Here is a 21,963-nt window from a genome sequence, read left to right on the forward strand (position 1 = left end):
GGTAGGGGACCGATATGGCTGAGTTCATGACGACCTACGGTTGGCCGTTCCTCTGGATGGCATTCCAGAGCATTCTGCTGATGGTCGTGCTTCTGGTGATTGTCGCCTACGTGCTTTACGCGGATCGCAAGATCTGGGCTGCCGTGCAGATTCGCCGCGGCCCGAACGTGGTTGGTCCCTGGGGCTTGCTGCAAAGTTTCGCTGATCTATTGAAGTTCGTTCTGAAAGAACCGGTGATCCCGTCTGGATCCAACAAGGTTCTGTTCCTGCTGGCTCCACTGGTATCCGTGCTTCTGGCGCTGGCTGCCTGGGCCGTTATTCCGGTTGCCGACGGCTGGGTGATTGCCAACATCAATCTCGGTGTGCTCTTCGTCTTCGCAGTGTCGTCGCTGGAAGTCTACGGTGTGATTATCGGTGGTTGGGCTTCCAACTCCAAGTACCCGTTCCTGTCAGCGCTGCGCTCGGCTGCTCAGATGGTCTCCTATGAGGTTTCCATCGGTTTCGTCATCGTGACAGTGCTGCTGTGTGCCGGCACCTTGAACCTGACCGGAATCGTGCAGGCACAGGAAACCGGCCTTGCCAACATGCTGGGTGTGCCGTGGCTGTCGTTCCTGAACTGGTACTGGCTGCCGCTGTTCCCGATGTTCTTGGTGTTCTTCATCTCGGCACTGGCTGAAACCAACCGTCCGCCGTTCGATCTTGCGGAAGCGGAATCGGAACTGGTTGCAGGCTTCATGGTGGAATACGGCTCAACCCCGTACATGATGTTCATGCTTGGTGAATATGTCGCCATCTGCCTGATGTGCGCGCTTATGAGCATCTTCTTCATGGGGGGATGGCTGCCGCCGTTCGATTTTGCACCGTTCACCTGGGTACCGGGCATCGTCTGGTTCCTGCTGAAGTGTTTCCTTGGCTTCTTCATGTTCGCCATGGTGAAGGCAATGGTTCCGCGTTACCGCTATGACCAACTGATGCGCCTGGGCTGGAAAGTGTTCCTGCCGCTGTCGCTGGCCATGGTCGTGGTCGTCGCCGCAGTCCTGATGATCATGGGCTGGGCACCGGGCGCAGCGTGACGATCTCGCTCGCCGGTGCAATCGGTGCCGCCGTCGGTCTTTATGTCGGCTGGCTCGATTGGAAGATCCTGAAGGGAATGCTTCAGGCGGCGGAGACGAAGAACAGACAAGCTGGCGGCGACGGTGGTGTCGCGGCCAGACACAAGGCGCTCCTGGGCGCACTGGTTTTTGGAGTTCCGGTGTTCGGTTTCCCGATCATCGGCTATTGGGCCGCCAGTCAGCTGGCTGGTTGAGGAAAGAGAGGCTAAAAGCGATGGGACTTAGTCAAGCCGTCAAATCGCTGTTTCTGCAGGAGTTCGTGTCGGCCTTCGTTCTGGCGATGCGTTACTTCTTCAAGCCGAAACCAACGGTCAATTATCCGTTCGAGAAGGGCCCGGTGAGCCCGCGTTTCCGGGGTGAGCATGCCCTGCGCCGTTATCCGAACGGCGAAGAACGCTGCATTGCCTGCAAGCTGTGCGAAGCTATCTGCCCGGCACAGGCAATCACCATCGAGGCCGGACCGCGGCGCAACGACGGCACGCGCCGTACCACGCGCTACGACATCGACATGGTCAAATGCATCTATTGCGGCTTCTGTCAGGAAGCTTGCCCTGTGGATGCAATTGTCGAAGGCCCCAATTTCGAATTCGCCACGGAAACCCGCGAAGAGCTTTACTACGACAAGGAAAAGCTGCTTGCGAACGGCGACCGTTGGGAACGCGAAATTGCCCGTAACATTGAAATGGATGCTCCTTACCGTTAGGAGCATACCCAACAATGGTTTCCAGCCCGGCAATCCGGCCGGGCACCGCACTTCCGGCCGCAAGGCCACACGACAGGCAGGTCTTCGAAATGATCCTGAAAGCCCTCTTTTTCTACCTGTTTGCCGGCGTCACCCTGGCGTCAGCATTCATGGTGATCGCGTCGCGCAATCCGGTGACGTCGGTTCTGTTCCTGATCCTGGCGTTTGTGAATTCCGCTGGTCTTTTCATTCTGCTGGGCGCCGAATACCTGGCCCTGCTTCTGGTGGTCGTCTATGTCGGCGCGGTGGCGGTGCTGTTCCTGTTCGTCGTCATGATGCTTGATGTGGACTTCGTCGAACTGCGGCAGGGCTTCCTGCAGTATCTGCCGGTCGGCGCGCTGGTCGGCGTGATCCTGATGGTCGAGCTTCTGATGGGGCTGGGTGCCTGGATCATTGCACCGGGTGTTCTCGGGCACGGCGCAGAACCGATGCCGGCACTGAGCGACGTGAGCAACATCCAGGCGATCGGGTCTGTGCTCTACACCAAATACATCTACTTCTTCCAGGTCGCTGGCCTGGTTCTTCTGGTGGCCATGATCGGGGCAATCGTCCTGACCCTGCGCCACAAGCCGAATGTCAAACGTCAAAGCATTCCGGACCAGGTTGCGCGAAACCGCGAAGCCTCAGTTGAGGTCCGCAAGGTGGAAACGGGCAAGGGTATCTGACGCAACCTGGTTGCGTTTTCGAGAAAGTCCGGGAACCGGCACGCTCCTCCGTGCTGTTTCCGGTTGGGGTAAACGAGGGGAGCACGGCGAGGCGCCCATGGAAATCGGTCTGTCGCACTATCTGTCGGTCGCGGCGATCCTGTTCACGATCGGGATCTTCGGGATCTTCCTGAACAGGAAAAACGTGATTGTTATCTTGATGTCTATCGAACTGCTGCTGCTGTCGGTGAACATCAACTTTGTCGCCTTTTCGTCGTTCCTCGGCGACATGATGGGCCAGATCTTCACCATGCTGGTTCTCACCGTGGCTGCCGCAGAGGCCGCCATCGGCCTTGCGATCCTGGTGGTCTTCCACCGGAACCGCGGCTCCATCGCCGTGGAAGACGTCAACGTGATGAAAGGGTAGGAGCTGATGTATTCCGCAATCCTGTTCCTGCCGCTGATCGGCTTCCTGATCGCCGGTCTTTTCGGCCGCGCCATCGGCGCCAAGGCCAGTGAATATATTACCAGTGGTCTCCTGATCCTCGCTGCGCTGCTGTCCTGGATCACTTTCTTCGGGTTCTGGCTCGGCGGCTCGGAAATGCAGATCGTCGATCTGTTCCGCTGGATCGATACCGGTGACCTGAAGGTGTCCTGGTCCATCAGGGTCGACACGCTGACCGCCGTGATGCTGATCGTCGTGACCACTGTGTCCGCGCTCGTGCATGTCTATTCCATCGGGTACATGCACCATGACCCGCATCGGCCGCGTTTCTTCGCCTATCTGTCGCTTTTCACCTTCGCGATGCTGTCGCTGGTGACGGCAGACAACCTTCTGCAGATGTTCTTCGGCTGGGAAGGTGTGGGCCTTGCCTCCTATCTTCTGATCGGCTTCTGGTATCAGAAACCGTCCGCAAATGCGGCCGCCATCAAGGCATTCGTCGTCAACCGCGTTGGTGACTTCGGATTTGCGCTCGGCATCTTCGGCGTCTTCTACCTGTTCCAGAGCATCGAGTTCACCACCATCTTCAACGACGCGCCGTCCTTCATCCAGGAGCACGGCGAGGTGATGACCTTCCTCGGCTACCATCTTGATCCGCATGCAGCGATGACGGTTGTCTGCCTGCTGCTGTTCATGGGGGCCATGGGCAAGTCGGCGCAGTTCCTGCTGCACACCTGGTTGCCGGACGCCATGGAAGGCCCGACACCCGTGTCCGCGCTTATCCATGCCGCGACGATGGTGACCGCCGGTGTCTTCATGGTGGCACGTCTGTCACCGCTGATGGAACTTTCGCACACCGCGCTGACGGTCATCGTGTTCTTTGGTGCAACGACGGCCTTCTTCGCTGCAACTGTCGGTCTGGTGCAGAACGACATCAAGCGCGTGATCGCCTATTCGACCTGTTCGCAGCTCGGGTACATGTTCGTTGCACTTGGCGTCGGCGCCTATTCGATCGGTATCTTCCACCTGTTCACCCACGCCTTCTTCAAGGCGCTGCTGTTCCTATGCGCCGGTTCGGTGATCCACGCCGTTTCCGACGAGCAGGACATGCGCAAGATGGGTGGTCTTCGGAAGCATATTCCGATTACCTACTGGACGATGATGATCGGAACGCTGGCCCTGACGGGTGTGGGCATTCCATTCACCCATATCGGTTTCGCCGGCTTCATTTCCAAGGATGCGATCATCGAGGCAGCCTTTGCCGGTTCCGTGGGTGAACACGCCAATCCGATGGCCCTCTACGGCTTCTGGATGACCGTTATCGCTGCTGCGCTGACGTCGTTCTATTCCTGGCGCCTGACGTTCATGACCTTCCACGGCAAGCCGCGTGCGCCTGTCGATGTGATGAAACACGTACATGAATCTCCTTTGGTGATGACCGTGCCGCTGTTCATCCTGTCCATCGGCGCTGTGCTGGCGGGTATGGTCTTCTACGGTTCGTTCTACGGCGAAGGTTATGCAGAGTTCTGGAAGGGCGCACTGTTCAACAGTGAAACCAACCACATCCTGCATGCCATGCACGAAGTTCCTGGCTGGGTGAAGGTGTCCCCGTTCGTCATGATGGTGCTCGGCTTCCTGGTTGCCTACCAGTTCTACATCCGCTCTCCGGAAATGCCGAAGCAGCTGGCGGAGCGCCATTCCGGCCTCTATCAGTTCCTGCTCAACAAGTGGTACTTCGACGAGCTTTATAACTTCATCTTTATCCGTCCTGCCATGTGGCTCGGCCGGGTCCTCTGGAAGAAGGGCGATGGCACCGTGATCGACGGGTATGGCCCGAACGGTGTTGCTTCCCGTGTTCAGAATGTGACCGCCTGGGTCGTCCGCCTGCAGACCGGATATCTCTATCACTATGCATTTGCGATGCTGATCGGTGTGGCTGCGCTTATCACCTGGTCGATGTTCACCGGTGCAGGCACCGGCGGGGGTGCACACTAATGATTGACTGGCCAATTCTGTCACTCACGACGTTCTTGCCGCTGCTGGGCGTGCTCTTCATTCTCCTGGTTCCGGGGAATGACGAGGGCAGCAAGAAGAACATCCGGATGGTCGCTCTTGTGACCACCTCGGTGACCTTCCTCCTGTCGCTGTTCATCTGGGGCAATTTCGACTACGCCAACTCCGGCTTCCAGTTCGTGGAACACCGGGAATGGCTTGGAAGCAACATCAGCTACCGCATGGGCGTTGACGGTATTTCCGTCCTCTTCGTGATCCTCACGACCTTCCTGATGCCGTTCTGCATCCTGGCCTCCTGGGACAGCGTGCAGAAGCGGGTAAAAGAATACATGATTGCCTTCCTCGTTCTGGAAACGCTGATGATCGGCGTCTTCTGCGCGCTGGACCTGGTCGTGTTCTACGTGTTCTTCGAAGCTGGCCTCATTCCGATGTTCCTGATCATCGGTGTGTGGGGCGGTGCGCGCAGGGTCTATGCATCCTACAAGTTCTTCCTGTACACGCTGCTCGGCTCGGTGCTGATGCTGATCGCGATCATGGCGATGTACTGGAACGCAGGCACCACCAACATTGAAGCGCTCCTGGCGCATCAGTTCCCGGGCGGGATGCAAACATGGCTGTGGCTGGCCTTCTTCGCGAGCTTTGCCGTGAAGATGCCAATGTGGCCGGTGCATACTTGGTTGCCGGACGCACACGTGGAAGCACCGACCGCCGGTTCCGTCATTCTGGCGGGCGTGCTCCTGAAGCTCGGCGGCTACGGCTTCCTGCGCTTCTCCCTGCCGATGTTCCCGCTTGCATCCGACATGTTCGCACCCTTCGTGTTCACATTGTCTGTGGTTGCGATCATCTACACGTCGCTGGTGGCGCTCGCCCAGGAAGATATCAAGAAGCTGATCGCCTATTCATCGGTCGCACACATGGGCTACGTGACCATGGGCATCTTCACGATGACGGAGCAGGGTGTGCAGGGTGGTATCTTCCAGATGCTTTCCCACGGCATTGTCTCCGGTGCGCTTTTCCTTTGTGTAGGCGTTATCTACGACCGGATGCATACCCGCGAGATCGCTGCCTATGGCGGTCTGGTCAACCGGATGCCGAAGTATGCGGTTGCGTTCCTGATTTTCACCATGGCCAACGTCGGCCTGCCAGGTACTTCCGGGTTCGTTGGGGAAATCCTGACGCTGATGGGGGCGTTCCAGGTCAATTCGTGGGTGGCGTTCTTTGCTACCACCGGTGTGATCCTGTCAGCTGCCTACGCGCTCTATCTCTATCGCCGCGTCGTCTTCGGCGCGCTGGAGAAGGAAAGCCTCAAGTCGATCCTCGACCTGAACCTCAGGGAAAAGGTTATCCTGATCCCCATGATCATCCTGACGATCTTCTTCGGCTTCTATCCGATGGCGATTCTGGATGTGACCCAGGGTGCGGTCGACAATCTCATCAATCAATACACCGCGGCGCTCGACGCGGCTGGCGTTGTCCAGCACGCAGCGTCTGCCGCGGCGGCCCACTAGGTTTCGAGGACGAGACAGAGCTATGTCTGAATTGACCCTATTGCCAGATCTCAAGCCGGTTCTGCCGGAGATCATCCTGGCCCTCGGAGCCATGGTGCTGCTGATGATCGGCGCCTTTGGCGGCAAGCGCGTCAGCTACGCCGTCTTCGGTGGAGCAATGGGCCTGCTCGGCGGCACCTTCCTGGTGCTTCTGTTCGTGCCGGCCTTTGGTGAAACGTTCGGCGGTTCGTTCGTTCTGGACGATTTCGCCTACTTGCTCAAACTCCTGGTGCTGGCAGGTTCGTTCTTTGCCATCGCCATGTCCTGGGCCTACGCCAAGAGCCAGTCCTTCGACCATTTCGAGTATCCGATCCTGATCGTTCTTGCGACGCTCGGCATGATGCTGATGCTGTCGGCGAATGACATGATCGCACTTTATCTCGGCCTGGAACTGCAGAGCCTTTCGCTCTACGTCGTTGCCGCCATCAACCGGGACAGCGTGCGCTCGACCGAAGCCGGCCTGAAGTACTTCGTGCTGGGTGCGCTGTCGTCGGGCATGCTGCTCTATGGCATGTCGCTGGTTTATGGCTTCACCGGGCAGGTGGCCTTCGAGGGTATCGCGGAATCGCTGTCCCACGATGGCGCTTCCATCGGACTGGTGATCGGCCTGACCTTCATTCTTGCCGGTCTTGCCTTCAAGATTTCCGCGGTTCCGTTCCACATGTGGACGCCGGATGTCTATGAAGGGGCGCCAACCCCGGTTACCGCATTCCTCGCCGCTGCACCGAAAGTTGCCGCTATGGGCATGCTGGTCCGGATCGTGATCGAGGCCTTCCAGCCGGTTACCAACGACTGGCAGCAGATCATCGTGTTCGTGTCGATCGCATCGATGGTACTCGGAGCCTTCGCGGCTATCGGTCAGCACAACCTGAAACGACTGATGGCCTATTCGTCCATTGGTCACATGGGCTACGCGCTCGTCGGTCTTGCTGCCGGCACCCAGACAGGTGTCGAAGGCGTCATTTTCTACATGATCGCCTACATGGGCATGACGCTTGGTGTCTTCGCCTGCATCCTGTCCATGCGCCGCAAGGATGGCATGGTCGAGGAGATCGGCGATCTGGCCGGGCTGTCCCAGACAAACCTGCCGATGGCAATCCTGCTGGGTCTGCTGATGTTCTCGCTCGCCGGTATTCCGCCGCTGGTCGGTTTCTTCGGCAAGTGGTACGTGTTCAGCGCGGCCGTCGAGGCTGGTCTCTTCCCGCTGGCCGTGATCGGCGTGGTCGCGTCGGTGGTAGGTGCCTATTACTACCTGCGGATCGTAAAGGTCATGTTCTTCGACGAACCTGTTGAAGGTTTCGAGGCCATGCCGATGGAGCTGCGCGTGGTACTGGGCCTGTCGAGTGTTTTCGTGATCTTCTTCTGGCTGGCACCGGGACAGATCGTCAGCGCGGCCAGCTCTGCTGCCCAGTCGCTGTTCTGATCGATCGCATGACAAGTTATGGACATGAACGTCCGGCGCCAGGTGCGCCGGACTTTCGCTTTGTGGAGCTGGAAACTGTCGGCTCCACGAATTCGCTGTGTTTCGACAAGGCACGGCAAGGGGACGCCGGTCATCTGTGGATCAGGGCAGACGAGCAGACCACAGGTCGTGGGCGCCGCGGGCGTGACTGGTCCTCACCGATAGGCAACATGTTCGCCAGCCTGCTTCTGATCGACCCAAAACCGGCTGAACGGATCGGCGAATTGCCGCTTGCTGCTGCCGTTGCATTGGCGGAAGCCGTTGACAAAGCCGCAGGTACACTGCAACTGGTAAGCCTGAAATGGCCAAACGACCTGCTTGTAGAGGGCTCGAAACTGTCCGGCATCCTGCTGGAGGCTGAAACGCTTAACGATGGCCGGCAGGCAGTTGTCCTTGGTTTCGGTGTCAATTGTGTTTCCCACCCGCCGTTGTCCTTGTATCAGGCGACGGATCTCAGGAGCTTGGGCTATCAGGTAACAGCTGAACGGTTGTTCGAATGTCTTGCGGAGACGCTGGCGGACAACCTGTCTCGCTGGCAGCAACCGGGCGGCTTTGAAGGAATTCGCCGAGCCTGGCTGAAACGGGCGGCACATCTGGGCAAGACCATAACGGTTCGGACTGCCCAGGAAGAAATTACCGGCACTTTTGCCGATTTGGACGCGCGCGGCCACCTGGTCCTGAAACAGGATGGTGGCGGTGAGCGAACGATTTATGCGGGTGATGTGTTTTTGCCTGGCGCTTGAGCGCCGGGCCGTTGCCCGATCTGACGTTTAAAGGAGCAATCCATGGCTTCGGCCAAGAAAAACAACAACAACAACGACATCGTGTTTCTGCCCCTGGGCGGGGTTGGCGAAATCGGCATGAACCTCGGTTTGTACGGCTATGGTCCGGAAGATGACCGGACATGGCTGATCGTCGACTGTGGTGTGAGTTTCGCCGGACCGGAGCTTCCGGGCATCGATGTAGTCGTTCCGGACATCAAGTTCCTGGAAGATGAAGTCGACAATATCGCCGGCATGGTGATTACCCACGCACATGAAGACCATTATGGCGGGATCCTGCATCTGTGGCCCTTCCTGAAGGTACCGGTCTATGCAACGGCCTTCACTGCCGGTCTGCTCGCAGCCAAGACGGAAAGCGAGCCGGGAGCAGAGGAGGTTCCGGTGACGGTGGTGAAGCAGGGCGAGCGCCACAAGATTGGTCCGTTTGATGTCGAATTTGTTGCGATGGCGCACTCCATTCCGGAGCCCTGCGCGCTGGCGATCCGCACGCCTGCCGGCATGGTGCTGCACACCGGCGACTGGAAGATCGACAGGACGCCTGGCGTCGGCCTTCCCATCGATCTGGACCGGCTTGCCGAGCTCGGCCGGGAAGGGGTGATGGCGCTTGTCTGTGACAGTACCAATGCAATTCGTGACGGTGTCAGCCCCAGCGAGGCAGATGTTGCTGTCGAGCTGAAAAAAGTTATGGCAAAGGCCAGCAAGCGAATTGCGGTCACCACCTTTGCATCCAACGTCGCGCGCATTCGGGCGATTGCGGAAGCAGCCGCCGCGAACGACCGCGACATGGTGATTGTCGGCCGCTCGATGCACCGGGTGATCGAGGTTGCCGGAGAGCTTGGCTATCTGGATGGACTGAAGCCGTTTCACGATGAAGAGGCCTATGGCTACCTGCCGCGGGAAAAGACCGTGCTTTTGTGCACGGGATCGCAAGGCGAAGCCCGCGCTGCCCTTGCCAGGATCGCAGCCGGCGACCATCGCAACATCGCGCTGTCAAAGGGCGATATGGTCATCTTTTCTTCGCGCACGATCCCCGGCAACGAGAAAGCCGTTGGTGAGGTACTGAACAACCTTGCCGACAAGGATGTCGACATCATCACCGACCGTGACGCCCTTGTGCATGTGTCCGGTCACCCGCGCAGGGGCGAGCTGGAGCAGCTTTACAAACTGGTCCAGCCGAAAGTCGTGCTTCCCGTCCACGGGGAACCGTTGCATCTTGCCGCCCACGCTGCGTTCGCAAAGGACCTCGGGGTGCCTGAAGTGGTGCGCGGCAAGAACGGGGACATTATCCGCCTGAGTGCGGGGCGTGCCGGCATCATCGACGAGGCGCCGTCAGGCATCCTGGTGAAAGACGGCGATATTCTGGACGATCCGGAAGTCACCGGCGTCAAGGAACGGCGCAAGCTTTCGTTTGCGGGCGCTGCGGTGATCGCGCTGGTGGTCAACCGATCCGGGGAGCTGCTGGACGACCCAAATGTTGTCCTGTTGGGCTTGCCGGACACGGATGATGAAGGTGATCCGATGGAGGATATCGTCATCAAGGCTGTCAGGGGCGCTGTTACCAGCATCCCGAAGAACCGGCGCAAGGACAAGGATCTGGTTGCGGAGGCTGCGCGCCGTGCAGCCCGGTCCGAGATCCTGAACGTCTGGGGCAAAAAGACGCTCTGCAAGGTGATGGTGACCCAACTATAGTCATCGCGGCGGCCTGAGTGGCCGCTGACAGCGGAGGTTTGCAAATGATCGGACGGCTCAATCACGTCGCCATTGCGGTGTCGGATATCGAAGCAGCAACGGCAGTCTACCGGGACACTCTCGGTGCAGAGGTTTCAGCCAGGGAAGAGCAGCCGGACCACGGCGTCAGCACGGTGTTCATCAACTTGCCGAACACCAAGATCGAGCTGCTTGAGCCGCTTGGCGAGAATTCTCCCATTGCAAAGTTCCTGGAAAAGAACCCCTCAGGTGGCATTCACCACGTTTGCTACGAGGTCGATGACATTATTGCCGCGCGTGACAAGCTGCTGGCAGATGGGGCCCGGGTACTCGGCGACGGTGAACCGAAGATAGGGGCGCATGGCAAACCTGTGCTGTTCCTGCATCCCAAGGACTTTCTCGGTACCTTGACTGAACTGGAAGAGGCTTAATTCATGTCCATCGCGTTTGGCATGGCCATCTATTTCATGCTCTGGTGGATCATTCTGTTTGCCATCCTGCCGTTCGGCATGCGCCGGACGCAGGAGGAAGCAGGCGAGGTTGTACCAGGAACCGAGCCAAGCGCTCCCGAGCAGCCGCGATTCCGTCGGGTAATCATCCTGACCACCATCGTGACCTCTGTGGTTTTTGCCGGATACCTCGGTATGCGCAACTCGGGATTCGGCCTGGACGACATTCCGTTCCTCAACCCGCCAACCGGCAGCTACAGTCACCCGTCCAACTGACGGGTGCGCCTCCCGGGGCATATTTGTTCGGATCCCACGACAAGTCCGCCCGGTTGCAAGAAAACTGACGCTATTCCGCAAAGAAAAAAGGCAGAGCCAAGCTCTGCCTTTGTAAAGTTCCGCGTCTAAATTCGACCCTGTACCCTTACCGTCCGGTATTCCCGTACAGCTGGGCGGCTGCAAACCAAAAGGTGCGCCTGAGGGTCCTTCCTCCCAAGACTCAGACCGCGATGTCCTTGAGCCTCTTGGCATTTCTGCCAAGGCATCTTTTTGTTATGAAGATGGAAACTAGCGGATTGATTCAGCCTTGTCACCTATTTGTCGTGCACAGGCTATTTTTTTTGCTTGCCTATTTCCTTGGCGGCAATTGGTACTAAGACCTTAGTTCTGAAGCTGGCAAAAAATTAGGCGGCAAACCTCAGCAAATACCTGCATTTGCGCGCTATTTTGCCGTCATTTCTGTATAAGGCAGGCATGCCTGCGCAAAGGGCTTGTATTTGGTGGCTGCTTGCGCTTTGACTGCGCACAAAACAGGCGATGCCCAAGATTGAGAGAACATTCATGCGTCTTTCCCGTTACTTTCTGCCCATACTGAAAGAAACACCCAAGGAAGCGGAAATCGTGTCCCACCGGCTGATGTTGCGTGCCGGCATGATTCGTCAGCAGTCCGCCGGAATCTATTCCTGGTTGCCACTTGGGTTGAAGGTCCTGCGCAAGATCGAACGGATCGTGGAAGAAGAACAGGCCAGGGCAGGCGCGATCCAGTTGCTGATGCCGACGATCCAGTCAGCCGATCTGTGGCGTGAGAGTGGGCGGTATGATGCCTATGGCAAGGAGATGCTGCGCATCACCGACCGTCACGAGCGGGACATGCTGTTTGGGCCGACAAACGAGGAGATGATCACCGACATCTTTCGTGGCTACGTGCGATCCTACAAGGACCTGCCGCTGAACCTCTATCACATCCAGTGGAAGTTCCGTGACGAGGTGCGCCCGCGCTTTGGTGTCATGCGCGGCCGGGAGTTCCTGATGAAGGATGCCTATTCCTTCGATCTGGACAAGGAATCGGCCCGCCACGCCTATAACCGGATGTTTGTCGCGTACCTGCGCACATTCGCCCGCATGGGGCTGAAGGCGATCCCGATGAAAGCCGACACTGGCCCGATCGGCGGCGACATGAGCCACGAGTTCATCATTCTTGCCGACACCGGTGAAAGCGAAGTGTTCTGCGACAAGTCGTTGTTGGAGCTGCCGACGCCTGCGGAAGATACGGACTTCTCCTCCGACCTGACGCCGATCGTGACCGAATGGACGACGCCCTACGCGGCAACGGACGAAATGCACGACGAAGCCGCCTTCGGTGCACTCGCTGAAGACACCCGGGTGTCGGCTCGTGGTATCGAAGTCGGTCATATCTTCTATTTCGGTACCAAGTATTCCGATGCGATGGGTGCCAAGGTAGCGACTGCAGAAGGCACGGAAGTGCCGGTCCACATGGGCTCCTACGGTGTCGGCGTTTCACGCCTTCTTGGCGCCTTGATCGAAGCCAATCATGATGAAAATGGAATCGTCTGGCCGAAATCCGTCGCGCCGTTCCATGTCGGGCTGGTCAATCTGAAGCCGGGTGACGAGCTGACGGATCCGGTGTGTGAAGATCTCTATGCCAAGTTTGAAGCTGCCGGCATCGAGGTTCTTTACGACGATACGGACACCCGGGCCGGTGCCAAGTTCGCGACGATGGATCTGATTGGCTTGCCGTTCCAGGTCGTTGCCGGGCCGCGTGGACTGAAAGACGGTTTGCTGGAAGTCAAGGACCGGGCAACTGGGGAAAAGGAAATGCTTTCTCCGGAAGCCACCTTGAACAAGCTGACGGCGGCATTGACGGACTAACCAAGTCCGGTGATCCTCTGTGTGGGGATTCGGTCGCGGCGTCTGCTGCGGCCAGCCGGCCTGCCGGAAATATTTCGGTAGGTGGGCTGTGCTGAATTTGGGGCTGTGCTGAACTGGATGGACAATGACAGCGGTAGATACGGCGGACATTGACGACGGTCGCAAACCGGCAGCCCCGACACGCGCCTTTTCCGCATTTGAATGGATGATTGCAGGGCGCTACCTGCGATCAAGGCGCCGCGAAACCTTCATATCCGTCATTGCAGGCTTTTCCTTTGCTGGCATCATGCTTGGCGTGGCAACGCTGATCATCGTGATGGCAGTGATGAACGGGTTCCGGACGGAGCTTCTCGGCAAGATCCTGGGGATCAACGGTCATATGCTGGTTCAGCCGATCGACCAGCCACTGACGGACTATGATGCGGTTTCCGCCCGGTTGCAGGGTGTGCCGGATGTGGTCAGTGCGATGCCCTTTGTGGAAGGCCAGGCGCTGGTTTCCGGGCCTGCAGGGAATTTCGGAGCGCTCGTTCGCGGCCTTTACGAAAGCGATCTGCGCCGTGTGCCGCTTATCGCGAACAATGTGCGGGCCGGAACCCTTGACGGGTTCGACGAGGGCGAGGGGGTTGCCATCGGTTCGCGCATGGCGCAACAGCTCGGCATCACCCTTGGTGACAATGTCACCATTATCTCACCGCGTGGTAGTGTGACCCCCATGGGCGTTACGCCGCGGTTGAAGGCCTATCCGGTTACCGCCATTTTCGAAATCGGCATGAGTGAATACGACGCGACCTTCCTGTTCATGCCACTGGAAGAGGCGCAGGCCTATTTCAACATGGATACCAAGGCGACCGGTATCGAAGTTTATGTCGCTGACCCCGACAGGGTCGGTATCATGAAGGACACGATCGAGGAGGCTGCGGATCGGCCGGCTTTCGTAACCGACTGGCGCCAGCGCAATGTCACCTTCTTTGCAGCCCTTGAGGTGGAGCGGAACGTGATGTTCATCATCCTGACGCTGATCGTCCTGGTTGCGGCGCTCAATATCGTTTCCGGCATGATCATGCTGGTAAAGGACAAGGGCAAGGACATTGCGATTTTGAGGACCATGGGCGCGACGCGTGGGTCGATTATGCGGATCTTCCTGATAACAGGCGCCAGCATCGGCTTCGTGGGTACTTTCGCCGGCTTCTTCCTCGGACTTTTGGTCTGCCTGAACATCGAGAGCATCCGTCAATTCGTTTCCTGGCTTACCAGGACGGAACTGTTCGATCCGACGCTCTACTTCTTGTCACAGCTGCCCGCGGAGATTGACTCCGGAGAGACGATAACAGTGCTTGTCATGGCGCTTGCGTTGTCACTGCTGGCGACGGTCTATCCTGCGTGGCGGGCTGCGCGGCTCGACCCCGTTGAAGCCCTCAGATATGAATAGGGAGACGGGAGATGAACATGGCCGTTGACCCCAACCAGGCACCGGGACTGGCGCCCGCCGCCCTGCAATTGTCTGGCATTACCCGCAGTTTCGACGAGGGTAATCGCGAACTTCATATCCTGAACGGCGCCGATCTGCGCATCGAGGCCGGTGAGATGGTTGCCCTGGTGGCGCCTTCCGGAACCGGCAAATCGACCCTCTTGCATATTGCAGGTTTGCTGGAGCGCCCGGACGAGGGCGATGTCTTCCTGGGACCGGTCAACTGTTCGGATCTGTCTGATGATGAGCGCACGGCCATCCGGCGTAACGACATCGGGTTCGTCTATCAGTTTCATCACCTGCTGCCGGAGTTTACCGCGCAGGAAAACGTGATGATGCCACAGATGATCCGTGGCTTGCCGCGAAAGATGGCAGCGGAGAGAGCAGACGAACTTTTGAAATACATGCGTCTCGGTGAGCGTGGCAGCCATCGCCCTTCGGAGCTTTCCGGCGGGGAGCAGCAGCGCGTTGCCGTTGCCCGTGCAGTTGCGAATGCGCCTCGTATCCTTCTTCTGGATGAACCGACGGGAAATCTGGACCCCAACACTGCAGGCTATGTATTCGACGCCTTGCAGGCATTGGTGCGGGCGTCCGGTGTTGCGACGCTGTTCGCAACTCACAACCTGGAACTGGCGGGCCGTATGGACAGGGCAATAACGCTGTCCGAAGGCCTGGTCAGGGACCTCTAGGTTTTTCCAGTCAGACAAGCCAAGCCAAAAAATTGTTTCTACCCCATGTGAGCGGGCTCCTCAGGGCTACCGTTCTCCAGAAGAACAAAGCAAAAACCCTAAGTTTTCAGCAAATTTGATTTGCTTGATGACAAGGGGAACAAAAAGGGCTTGCAATAGGAACAAAAATGGAACATCATCCAGTTACGCAATTAGCAACGGTTGGAGGATGTGATGATCCATATCGCTCGTGATTTTGCCGCTTTCGGTGCAATGGTTTGCTTCTGCACGACGCTCGCTGTCTGGGGCGACGTGCTTCTGTCCGTCGGCTGATCAATCTCTGCTGAACGGTCGTTGTTTCGGCAAATGGTGCCAGTGCGTTTTTTGAGTTCCTGGACTCAGTCCACTGCGGTGTGATGCGAAGTCAGGATTACAAAGAACAGCGGTAACAACTCCTTCGGCGTCTCGACACGCTATTCCGAACACGCTTCACTTGAGCGCTGATTCTGGAAGATGTTATGAGAGCCGCCATGTCTGCTACAGATCCCAATAATTCTCTGTCTTCCGGTTCGTCAGAAAATGCCGGCAGTGAGGCAAGCGGTCCCGGCTATGTTCACCTCCGGGTCCATTCGGCGTTGTCGCTTCTGGAAGGTGCGTTGCCGATCAAGAAGCTTCTCGACCTCGCCAAGGCCGATGACCAGCCGGCGCTGGCGATTGCCGATACCAACAATCTGTTTGGCGCGCAGGAATTTGCAACCAAAGCGTGGGGATCCGGAATTCAGCCGATTGCAGCGTGTCAGCTTTCCGTCTTTTTCGACGATGGACTTGAAAGCGGGCGGAGAGGGGAACCTGCGCTTTCGGACGTTGTTCTTCTCGCCATGACAGAGGCCGGTTACGGCAATCTGATGGAGCTGAGTTCTCGGGCCTTCCTCGACACGGAAACCGGTCTAAGGCCACACGTTTCCTCCGGGTATCTTCTATCAAAGTCCGAAGGCGTTATCATTCTGACCGGTGGTGTCGGAGGGCCGATCGGGGCTGCGCTCCTTGCCGGACGCAAGGACCTTGCAAAAAGCCGGTTGGAAACATTGGCGGACCGTTTTCCCGGTCGTTGCTACGTGGAAATCCAGCGCCATGGCATGGAAGCCGAGCGCAAGACCGAAGATGCGTTTCTCGATCTGGCCTACGAATACGGGCTGCCACTGGTCGCCACCAACGAAGCCTTCTTTCCCAAGCGCGAAGACTATGAAGCTCATGACGCACTGATCTGCATCTCCGAGGGCAGGGTGCTGATCGAGGATGACCGCAGACGCCTGACACCGGAGCACTACTTCAAAAGCCGCGCGGAAATGTGCGCGCTCTTTGCGGATTTGCCAGAGGCGCTTGTCTCAACGGTAGAAATTGCCCGGCGCTGCAGCTTCCGCCCGTTGAAGCGCGCGCCGATCCTGCCCCGGTTTGCCGGTGCAGATGCGGATCCGGAAGAAGCGGAGAAGGCAGAAGCGGAAGAGTTGATCCGCCAGGCACGCGAAGGATTGCAGGCGCGCCTTGATGCGCATGGACTGGCGCCGGGTCTTGAGGAGAAGGACTACTGGGACCGTCTCGACTACGAGACCGGCATCATCGAGCGCATGAAGTTTCCCGGGTACTTCCTGATCGTTGCCGACTTCATCAAATGGGCAAAAGGGCAGGATATTCCGGTCGGCCCGGGTCGCGGGTCCGGTGCGGGGTCCCTGGTTGCCTGGTCCCTGACCATTACCGACCTCGATCCCATGCGGTTCTCGCTGCTGTTCGAACGCTTCCTCAATCCTGAACGCGTTTCGATGCCTGACTTTGATATCGACTTCTGCCAGACCCGACGTGAAGAAGTGATCCGTTATGTTCAGGAAAAATACGGCCGGCAGCAGGTCGCGCAGATCATCACCTTCGGATCGCTTCAGGCCCGTGCCGTGTTGCGCGATGTCGGCCGCGTGCTGCAAATGCCTTATGGCCAGGTCGACCGGCTCTGCAAACTTGTTCCTGCCAACCCGGCAAATCCTGTAACGCTTGGTCAGGCGATCGAGGAAGAGCCACGCCTGCGCGAGGCAGCCAAGGAAGAGGAAATCGTCGAGCGGCTGCTGGGCATGGCTCAGAAGCTCGAAGGCCTTTACCGGCACGCTTCCACGCACGCTGCGGGCGTTGTCATCGGTGACAGGCCCCTGGAACAGCTGGTGCCGCTCTACCGAGACCCGCGTTCCGACATGCCGGTCGCCCAGTTCAACATGAAGATGGTGGAAGACGCCGGACTTGTTAAGTTCGACTTCCTCGGCCTGAAGACACTGACGGTTATCGATACGGCGGTGAAGCTGATTGAACGGCGCGGTATCGATGTCGACGTCGCAGCCCTGCCGATCGACGACGAGAAAACCTACAAGCTGCTGGCGCGCGGCGAAACGTTTGGCGTGTTCCAGCTGGAAAGTCAGGGCATGCGCCGCGCGATTGCAGGCATGAAACCCGACCGGTTCGAAGACATCATTGCCCTTGTGGCTTTGTATCGTCCCGGACCGATGGAGAACATCCCGGTCTACAACGCGGTGAAGCACGGCGAACAGGACCCGGACTGCCTGCATCCCCTGCTTGAACCCATCCTGATGGAGACGAACGGCATTATCGTCTACCAGGAACAGGTGATGCAGATTGCGCAGGTTCTGTCCGGCTACTCTCTCGGTGAAGCTGACCTTCTGCGCCGCGCCATGGGTAAGAAGATTGCCGCGGAAATGGAAGTCCAGCGGGCGCGTTTTGTCGACGGCGCGGTGGAACGTGGGATCAACAAGAGCCACGCCGGAACAATCTTCGATCTTGTGGCGAAGTTCGCCAACTACGGCTTCAACAAGTCGCACGCTGCGGCGTATGCACTCGTCTCCTATCACACGGCCTGGCTCAAGGCGAACCACCCGGTCGAGTTCATGGCCGCTTCCATGACACTGGATCTGGGCAATACGGAAAAACTGGGCGACTACCGGCAGGAATGTCGGCGCATGAAGATCGAGATCGAGCCGCCGTCAATCAACCGCGGGCAGGTCTATTTTGACGTTGCCGACGGCAAGATCCTTTACGCGATGGGCGCGATCAAGGGTGTCGGCGAGCAGGCGGTTGAACACATTGTTGAGGTTCGGGGCGACAAGCCTTTCAAGAGCCTTGGCGATTTTGCGCGTCGGATTTCACCCAAGGCCCTCAACAAGCGAACGCTTGAAAACCTGGTGGCCGCCGGAGCATTCGATGAGCTTGAGCCCAACCGGGCACGGGTTTTTGAAGGCCTCGAACGGATCATGGGCCTGGCTCAACGCACCGAGGAAAACAAGACGCTCGGCCAAGACGAGCTTTTTGGCGGCAGCGACAGCGAAGAACCCTTGCAGCTGGATGATGTCCATGGCTGGACAAACGAAGAGAAGCTGCAGCGGGAACACTCGGCGATCGGGTTTTATCTGTCAGCGCATCCGATCGACGAATACGCCTCCGTGCTGGAAAAGATGCGGGCACAGCCGTGGAGCCAGTTTTCGGAAGCAGTCAAGAAGGGGGCGTCTCACGGCCGGCTTGCCGGCACCGTTGTGTCCATGCAGGAACGCAAGACCAAGACCGGCAATCGCATGGGTATCGTTCGCTTGTCCGATGCTACGGGCCAGTATGAGGCGTTGCTCTTCCGTGAGAAACTCGAACAGTTCCGGGATGCCTTGCAGGCTGGACGTTCCGTTGTCGTGCTCGTCGGGGCCGACATGCGCGACGACGAACCCTCCCTTCGAATCGAACAGGTTGATCCGATCGATCAGGTCGCAGCCCGCCTGCAGAAAAGCATGCGTGTCTTTGTTCGTGATGAACGTCCGATCCCGAGCCTTGCAAAGCAGTTGCAGGTGAGGGGTGAAGGCGACGTGACGGTGATTGTGCTTCTGGAAAACGGCGCACGGGAAGTGGAGGTCAAGCTCCCCGGCCGGTTCCGCCTGTCACCGGAAATTGCGGGCGCGCTCAAGGCAGTGCCAGGTGTAACGGACGTACAGGTGGCGTGAGCGTCCAGGGGCGCCAACAATGCGATTTCACTACGGGAGCGCTGGTGCGCTTGGGTTTCAATGGTCCTGAAAATGCTCGCTCTGTCAGTTGCCGATTCGCGCGCTGTGATAGTCCTTGAGCGCAGTGGCCAGCTGCAACGCAAAGCGCGCTGAAGCCACGGGAAGTGTCCGCCCGCGCATCTGGCCCAGAATTAGGTTCCCGGGTGGCAGGTCCTTGCTCGAGATCGGTTTGAAAACCAGCGAGCCGTCATCCTGCTCTCTGAGCCCCAGAGGGATCTGGAAGCCGATCAGTTTCTCACAAAGAACGTAGTGCCGGATCAGGTCGAAGCTTTCGGTTTCGACAGCGGGAGAAACGCGGCGACTGCCGCGCCGGGCAGCAAAGTCCAGCAGATGCCTGACACCATATTTGGTTGTCGGGGCGACGTGGGGCACATCGAGACAATCCCGCAGGCGCACCTCCGCTTTTTTTGCCAGTGGATGGTCGCTTGCCATGACCGCATAAACCTCCTGCGGGATGACATGAAGCACCTCGAAATCCACCAGATAGACTGGCTCGAACACCAGTGCCAGGTCGCTGGAATAGGACACGAGTTCCTGCTCGGCCTGGGTTCTGTCCCTGACGTTGACCGAAAACGTGACGCCCGGATGATCACGCCGGTACCGGGCGATCTGCTCGGGCAGGAAATAAGGAACCATGGCCTGCGAGCAGGCGATGGAAACGTGCCCTCTGCGTTCACCTGCAAGATCCGCGACCTGGCTCTGCACACGAGCAAGGTCTGAAAGGCTTGCGCGGTAGTGGTGGAGAAGAAGCTCTCCCGCAGGGTTGAGACGTACGCCCTTCGGTAGGCGCTCAAACAGCTGTGCGCCAAACTCCTGCTCGAACCTTTGCACCCGACGCGTGAGCGCCGAGGCGGTCAGGTTCATGTCTTCCGCCGCTTTTCTGATGGAGCCCGCTCGGGCGACAGCCTCAATGAGCTGAAACGTGTATAAGTGTCTCATTTCAATAGGCTTTGTTTATAGTGTTGCATTTTTTTCATCGCATCTGTGAATTTATAGCATTTTTCGGAAACAGAAAACACCTGCAAGCTTCGGAAAGCCAATCGCACAGCGGAGTTTCCGAACATGTCCCTACACAGACGCGAATTCCTCAAAGCCGGAGCTGCCGTCGTCGGCGCCCTCCCGTTTTCCCGGTCCCTGTCTGCCTTCGCCGCAAGCGATACACTGGTGGCGGTGACCGGTCAGACCATCAACAGTCTGGATCTTCACCGTACCGGTACCAACAGGGCCAGCTATCAGGTTGCCATCAACAGTTATGACCGGTTGATTACGTTCGGCAGCAAGACCCTGGAAGATGGCAGCGTTTCCTTCGACTATTCGAAGCTGGAACCGGAACTCGCGGAAAGCTGGACAATTTCCGACGACGGTTTGACCATTACCTTCAAGCTGAAGCCGAACGCCGTTTTCTGGGACGGCAGCAAGGTGACCGCTGAGGATGTAAAATGGTCTTTCGACAGGGCAGTGTCAGTTGGCGGGTTCCCGAGCACGCAGATGAAAGCTGGCGGCCTTGTGCGGCCGGATCAGTTTGAAGCCGTCGATGAGGAAACCTTTGTCGTCAAGCTCGACAAGCCATCAAAGCTATCCTTGCCGGATCTGGCAGTTCCTGTGCCGTTCGTCATCAATTCGAAAGTCGCCAAGGAACATGCGACAGCCGATGATCCCTGGGCGACTGAGTATCTTCACACGACACCTGCCGGGTCCGGGGCCTATAAGGTTGCCCGTTGGGATTCCGGCCAGCAGATCGTTTACGAACGCTTTGACGAATGGGCTGGTGGACCTTTGCCCAAGGTTCGCAGAATCATTGTTCGAGAAGTGCCGAGTCCGGCAACCCGCCGCGCCCTGATCGAACGTGGTGATGTGCAGGTGTCCTTCGACATACCGGATAAGGATGCTGCTGAGCTCGCTGAAAAGGTGAAGGTGTATTCCACACCGATTGCCAACACCATGCATGTGGTAGGCCTGAATTACACTTTCGAGCCTTTCCAGGATCCGAATGTGCGCAAGGCTATCGCCTACGCGATTCCCTACAAGGACATCTTCGATACTGCAGCTTACGGCCGCGGCGCACCGTTGTGGGGCGGTAGCGAGACCATTGAAGACACCTCCTGGCCACGTAAGTCGCCCTATAGCCATGACATGGAGAAAGCCAAGGAGTTGCTTGCGGCATCTGCCTATCCTGATGGCTTCGAAGTCCCTCTGTCGATCAGCACAGACCTTGCATCCTGGATGGAGCCAACTGCACTGCTGATCCAGGAAAGTCTCGGCAAACTCGGCATCAAGACGGAAATCGAGAAGATCCCCGGGGCAAACTGGCGCACGGCGGTGCTCGTGGAAAAGCGCCTGCCACTACATCTTGAAAACTTCGGCGGCTGGCTGGACACACCCGACTACTACTTCTTCTGGGCGTATCAGGAAGGCAACCTTTTCAATTCCTCGAATTATCGAAACGAGGAAATCGAGACCCTGACCTCGGAAACGCTTCACATGGCGCAGGACGATCCTGAGTACGCGCCGAAGATCAAGCGGATGTTCGAGATCGCGATGGAAGACCTGCCGAGGATTCCGCTTTATCAGCCGGCGCTCAACGTCGCGGTCAACAGTGCCGACGGTTACGAGTTCTGGTTCCACCGCCAGCTCGATGTCCGCTCTCTGACGAACGTGGAGAGCTAG

18 protein-coding genes are annotated in these 21,963 nt (G+C 58.1%); 17 read left to right on the forward strand and 1 reads right to left on the reverse strand.

The features are described 5' to 3' along the window. Positions 1 to 14: 14 nt before the first annotated feature. The 16 genes from nuoH (at position 15) to dnaE (ending at position 19,236) form a co-directional block, all read left to right on the forward strand. Entirely contained in the window at positions 15 to 1,073 is a 1,059-nt protein-coding gene (gene nuoH, locus HCG46_RS15495; protein ID WP_168686758.1) for an NADH-quinone oxidoreductase subunit NuoH, read from the forward strand. Then, positions 1,070 to 1,306 (forward strand): hypothetical protein, encoded by a 237-nt coding sequence (locus HCG46_RS15500; protein WP_006934710.1) that lies wholly within the window; start codon positions 1,070 to 1,072, stop codon positions 1,304 to 1,306. The genes nuoH and HCG46_RS15500 overlap by 4 nt, the downstream gene beginning before the upstream one ends. A 20-nt stretch (positions 1,307 to 1,326) precedes the next feature. Continuing rightward, positions 1,327 to 1,815 carry an NADH-quinone oxidoreductase subunit NuoI gene (gene nuoI, locus HCG46_RS15505; protein WP_006934709.1) on the forward strand — a complete coding sequence of 163 codons (489 nt, stop codon included), beginning with the start codon at positions 1,327 to 1,329 and terminating at the stop codon, positions 1,813 to 1,815. Positions 1,816 to 1,904: 89 nt separating this feature from the next. Continuing rightward, positions 1,905 to 2,519 (forward strand): NADH-quinone oxidoreductase subunit J, encoded by a 615-nt coding sequence (locus HCG46_RS15510; protein WP_031268414.1) that lies wholly within the window; start codon positions 1,905 to 1,907, stop codon positions 2,517 to 2,519. A 97-nt stretch (positions 2,520 to 2,616) separates the two neighbouring features. Then, complete coding sequence (gene nuoK, locus HCG46_RS15515) at positions 2,617 to 2,925, forward strand: NADH-quinone oxidoreductase subunit NuoK (RefSeq protein ID WP_006934707.1); 309 nt, start codon at positions 2,617 to 2,619, stop codon at positions 2,923 to 2,925. A 6-nt stretch (positions 2,926 to 2,931) separates the two neighbouring features. Continuing rightward, the gene (nuoL, locus tag HCG46_RS15520) at positions 2,932 to 4,935 is read left to right on the forward strand and encodes an NADH-quinone oxidoreductase subunit L (RefSeq protein ID WP_055654518.1); all 2,004 of its coding nucleotides are present in this window, start codon (positions 2,932 to 2,934) and stop codon (positions 4,933 to 4,935) included. Continuing rightward, positions 4,935 to 6,461, forward strand: a complete 1,527-nt coding sequence (locus HCG46_RS15525; RefSeq protein WP_022998436.1) for an NADH-quinone oxidoreductase subunit M — start codon at positions 4,935 to 4,937, stop codon at positions 6,459 to 6,461. The genes nuoL and HCG46_RS15525 overlap by 1 nt, the downstream gene beginning before the upstream one ends. Before the next feature lie 22 nt (positions 6,462 to 6,483). Beyond that, the gene (nuoN, locus tag HCG46_RS15530; protein ID WP_062488658.1) at positions 6,484 to 7,923 is read left to right on the forward strand and encodes an NADH-quinone oxidoreductase subunit NuoN; all 1,440 of its coding nucleotides are present in this window, start codon (positions 6,484 to 6,486) and stop codon (positions 7,921 to 7,923) included. A gap of 8 nt (positions 7,924 to 7,931) precedes the next feature. Then, positions 7,932 to 8,705, forward strand: a complete 774-nt coding sequence (locus HCG46_RS15535) for a biotin--[acetyl-CoA-carboxylase] ligase (protein ID WP_075282115.1) — start codon at positions 7,932 to 7,934, stop codon at positions 8,703 to 8,705. 42 nt (positions 8,706 to 8,747) lie between these two features. Then, a complete protein-coding gene (locus HCG46_RS15540; protein ID WP_055654514.1) occupies positions 8,748 to 10,433 on the forward strand; it encodes a ribonuclease J in 1,686 nt (561 codons plus the stop codon). A 44-nt stretch (positions 10,434 to 10,477) separates the two neighbouring features. Further along, complete coding sequence (mce, locus tag HCG46_RS15545; protein ID WP_006934701.1) at positions 10,478 to 10,882, forward strand: methylmalonyl-CoA epimerase; 405 nt, start codon at positions 10,478 to 10,480, stop codon at positions 10,880 to 10,882. Positions 10,883 to 10,885: 3 nt separating this feature from the next. Next, entirely contained in the window at positions 10,886 to 11,176 is a 291-nt protein-coding gene (locus tag HCG46_RS15550) for a DUF1467 family protein (protein ID WP_168686759.1), read from the forward strand. A 561-nt stretch (positions 11,177 to 11,737) separates the two neighbouring features. Further along, entirely contained in the window at positions 11,738 to 13,066 is a 1,329-nt protein-coding gene (gene proS / locus HCG46_RS15555; protein WP_031268416.1) for a proline--tRNA ligase, read from the forward strand. A 124-nt stretch (positions 13,067 to 13,190) separates the two neighbouring features. Next, positions 13,191 to 14,495 carry a lipoprotein-releasing ABC transporter permease subunit gene (locus tag HCG46_RS15560; protein WP_022998442.1) on the forward strand — a complete coding sequence of 435 codons (1,305 nt, stop codon included), beginning with the start codon at positions 13,191 to 13,193 and terminating at the stop codon, positions 14,493 to 14,495. Positions 14,496 to 14,506: 11 nt separating this feature from the next. Beyond that, positions 14,507 to 15,223 (forward strand): ABC transporter ATP-binding protein, encoded by a 717-nt coding sequence (locus HCG46_RS15565; protein ID WP_022998443.1) that lies wholly within the window; start codon positions 14,507 to 14,509, stop codon positions 15,221 to 15,223. Positions 15,224 to 15,759: 536 nt separating this feature from the next. Then, positions 15,760 to 19,236, forward strand: coding sequence for a DNA polymerase III subunit alpha (gene dnaE, locus HCG46_RS15570; protein WP_168687183.1), 3,477 nt, complete (start codon positions 15,760 to 15,762; stop codon positions 19,234 to 19,236). Positions 19,237 to 19,320: 84 nt separating this feature from the next. On the opposite strand, the gene HCG46_RS15575 is transcribed toward dnaE, so the two are convergent. Next, positions 19,321 to 20,235, reverse strand: coding sequence for a LysR family transcriptional regulator (locus tag HCG46_RS15575; RefSeq protein WP_022998446.1), 915 nt, complete (start codon positions 20,233 to 20,235; stop codon positions 19,321 to 19,323). A 123-nt stretch (positions 20,236 to 20,358) separates the two neighbouring features. On the opposite strand from HCG46_RS15575, the gene HCG46_RS15580 reads away from it, so the two are divergent. Continuing rightward, positions 20,359 to 21,963 (forward strand): ABC transporter substrate-binding protein, encoded by a 1,605-nt coding sequence (locus HCG46_RS15580; RefSeq protein WP_168686760.1) that lies wholly within the window; start codon positions 20,359 to 20,361, stop codon positions 21,961 to 21,963.

It is taken from the genome of Labrenzia sp. PO1 (assembly GCF_012273635.1).
In the GTDB taxonomy this organism is placed as follows: Bacteria; Pseudomonadota; Alphaproteobacteria; order Rhizobiales; family Stappiaceae; genus Roseibium; species Roseibium algicola.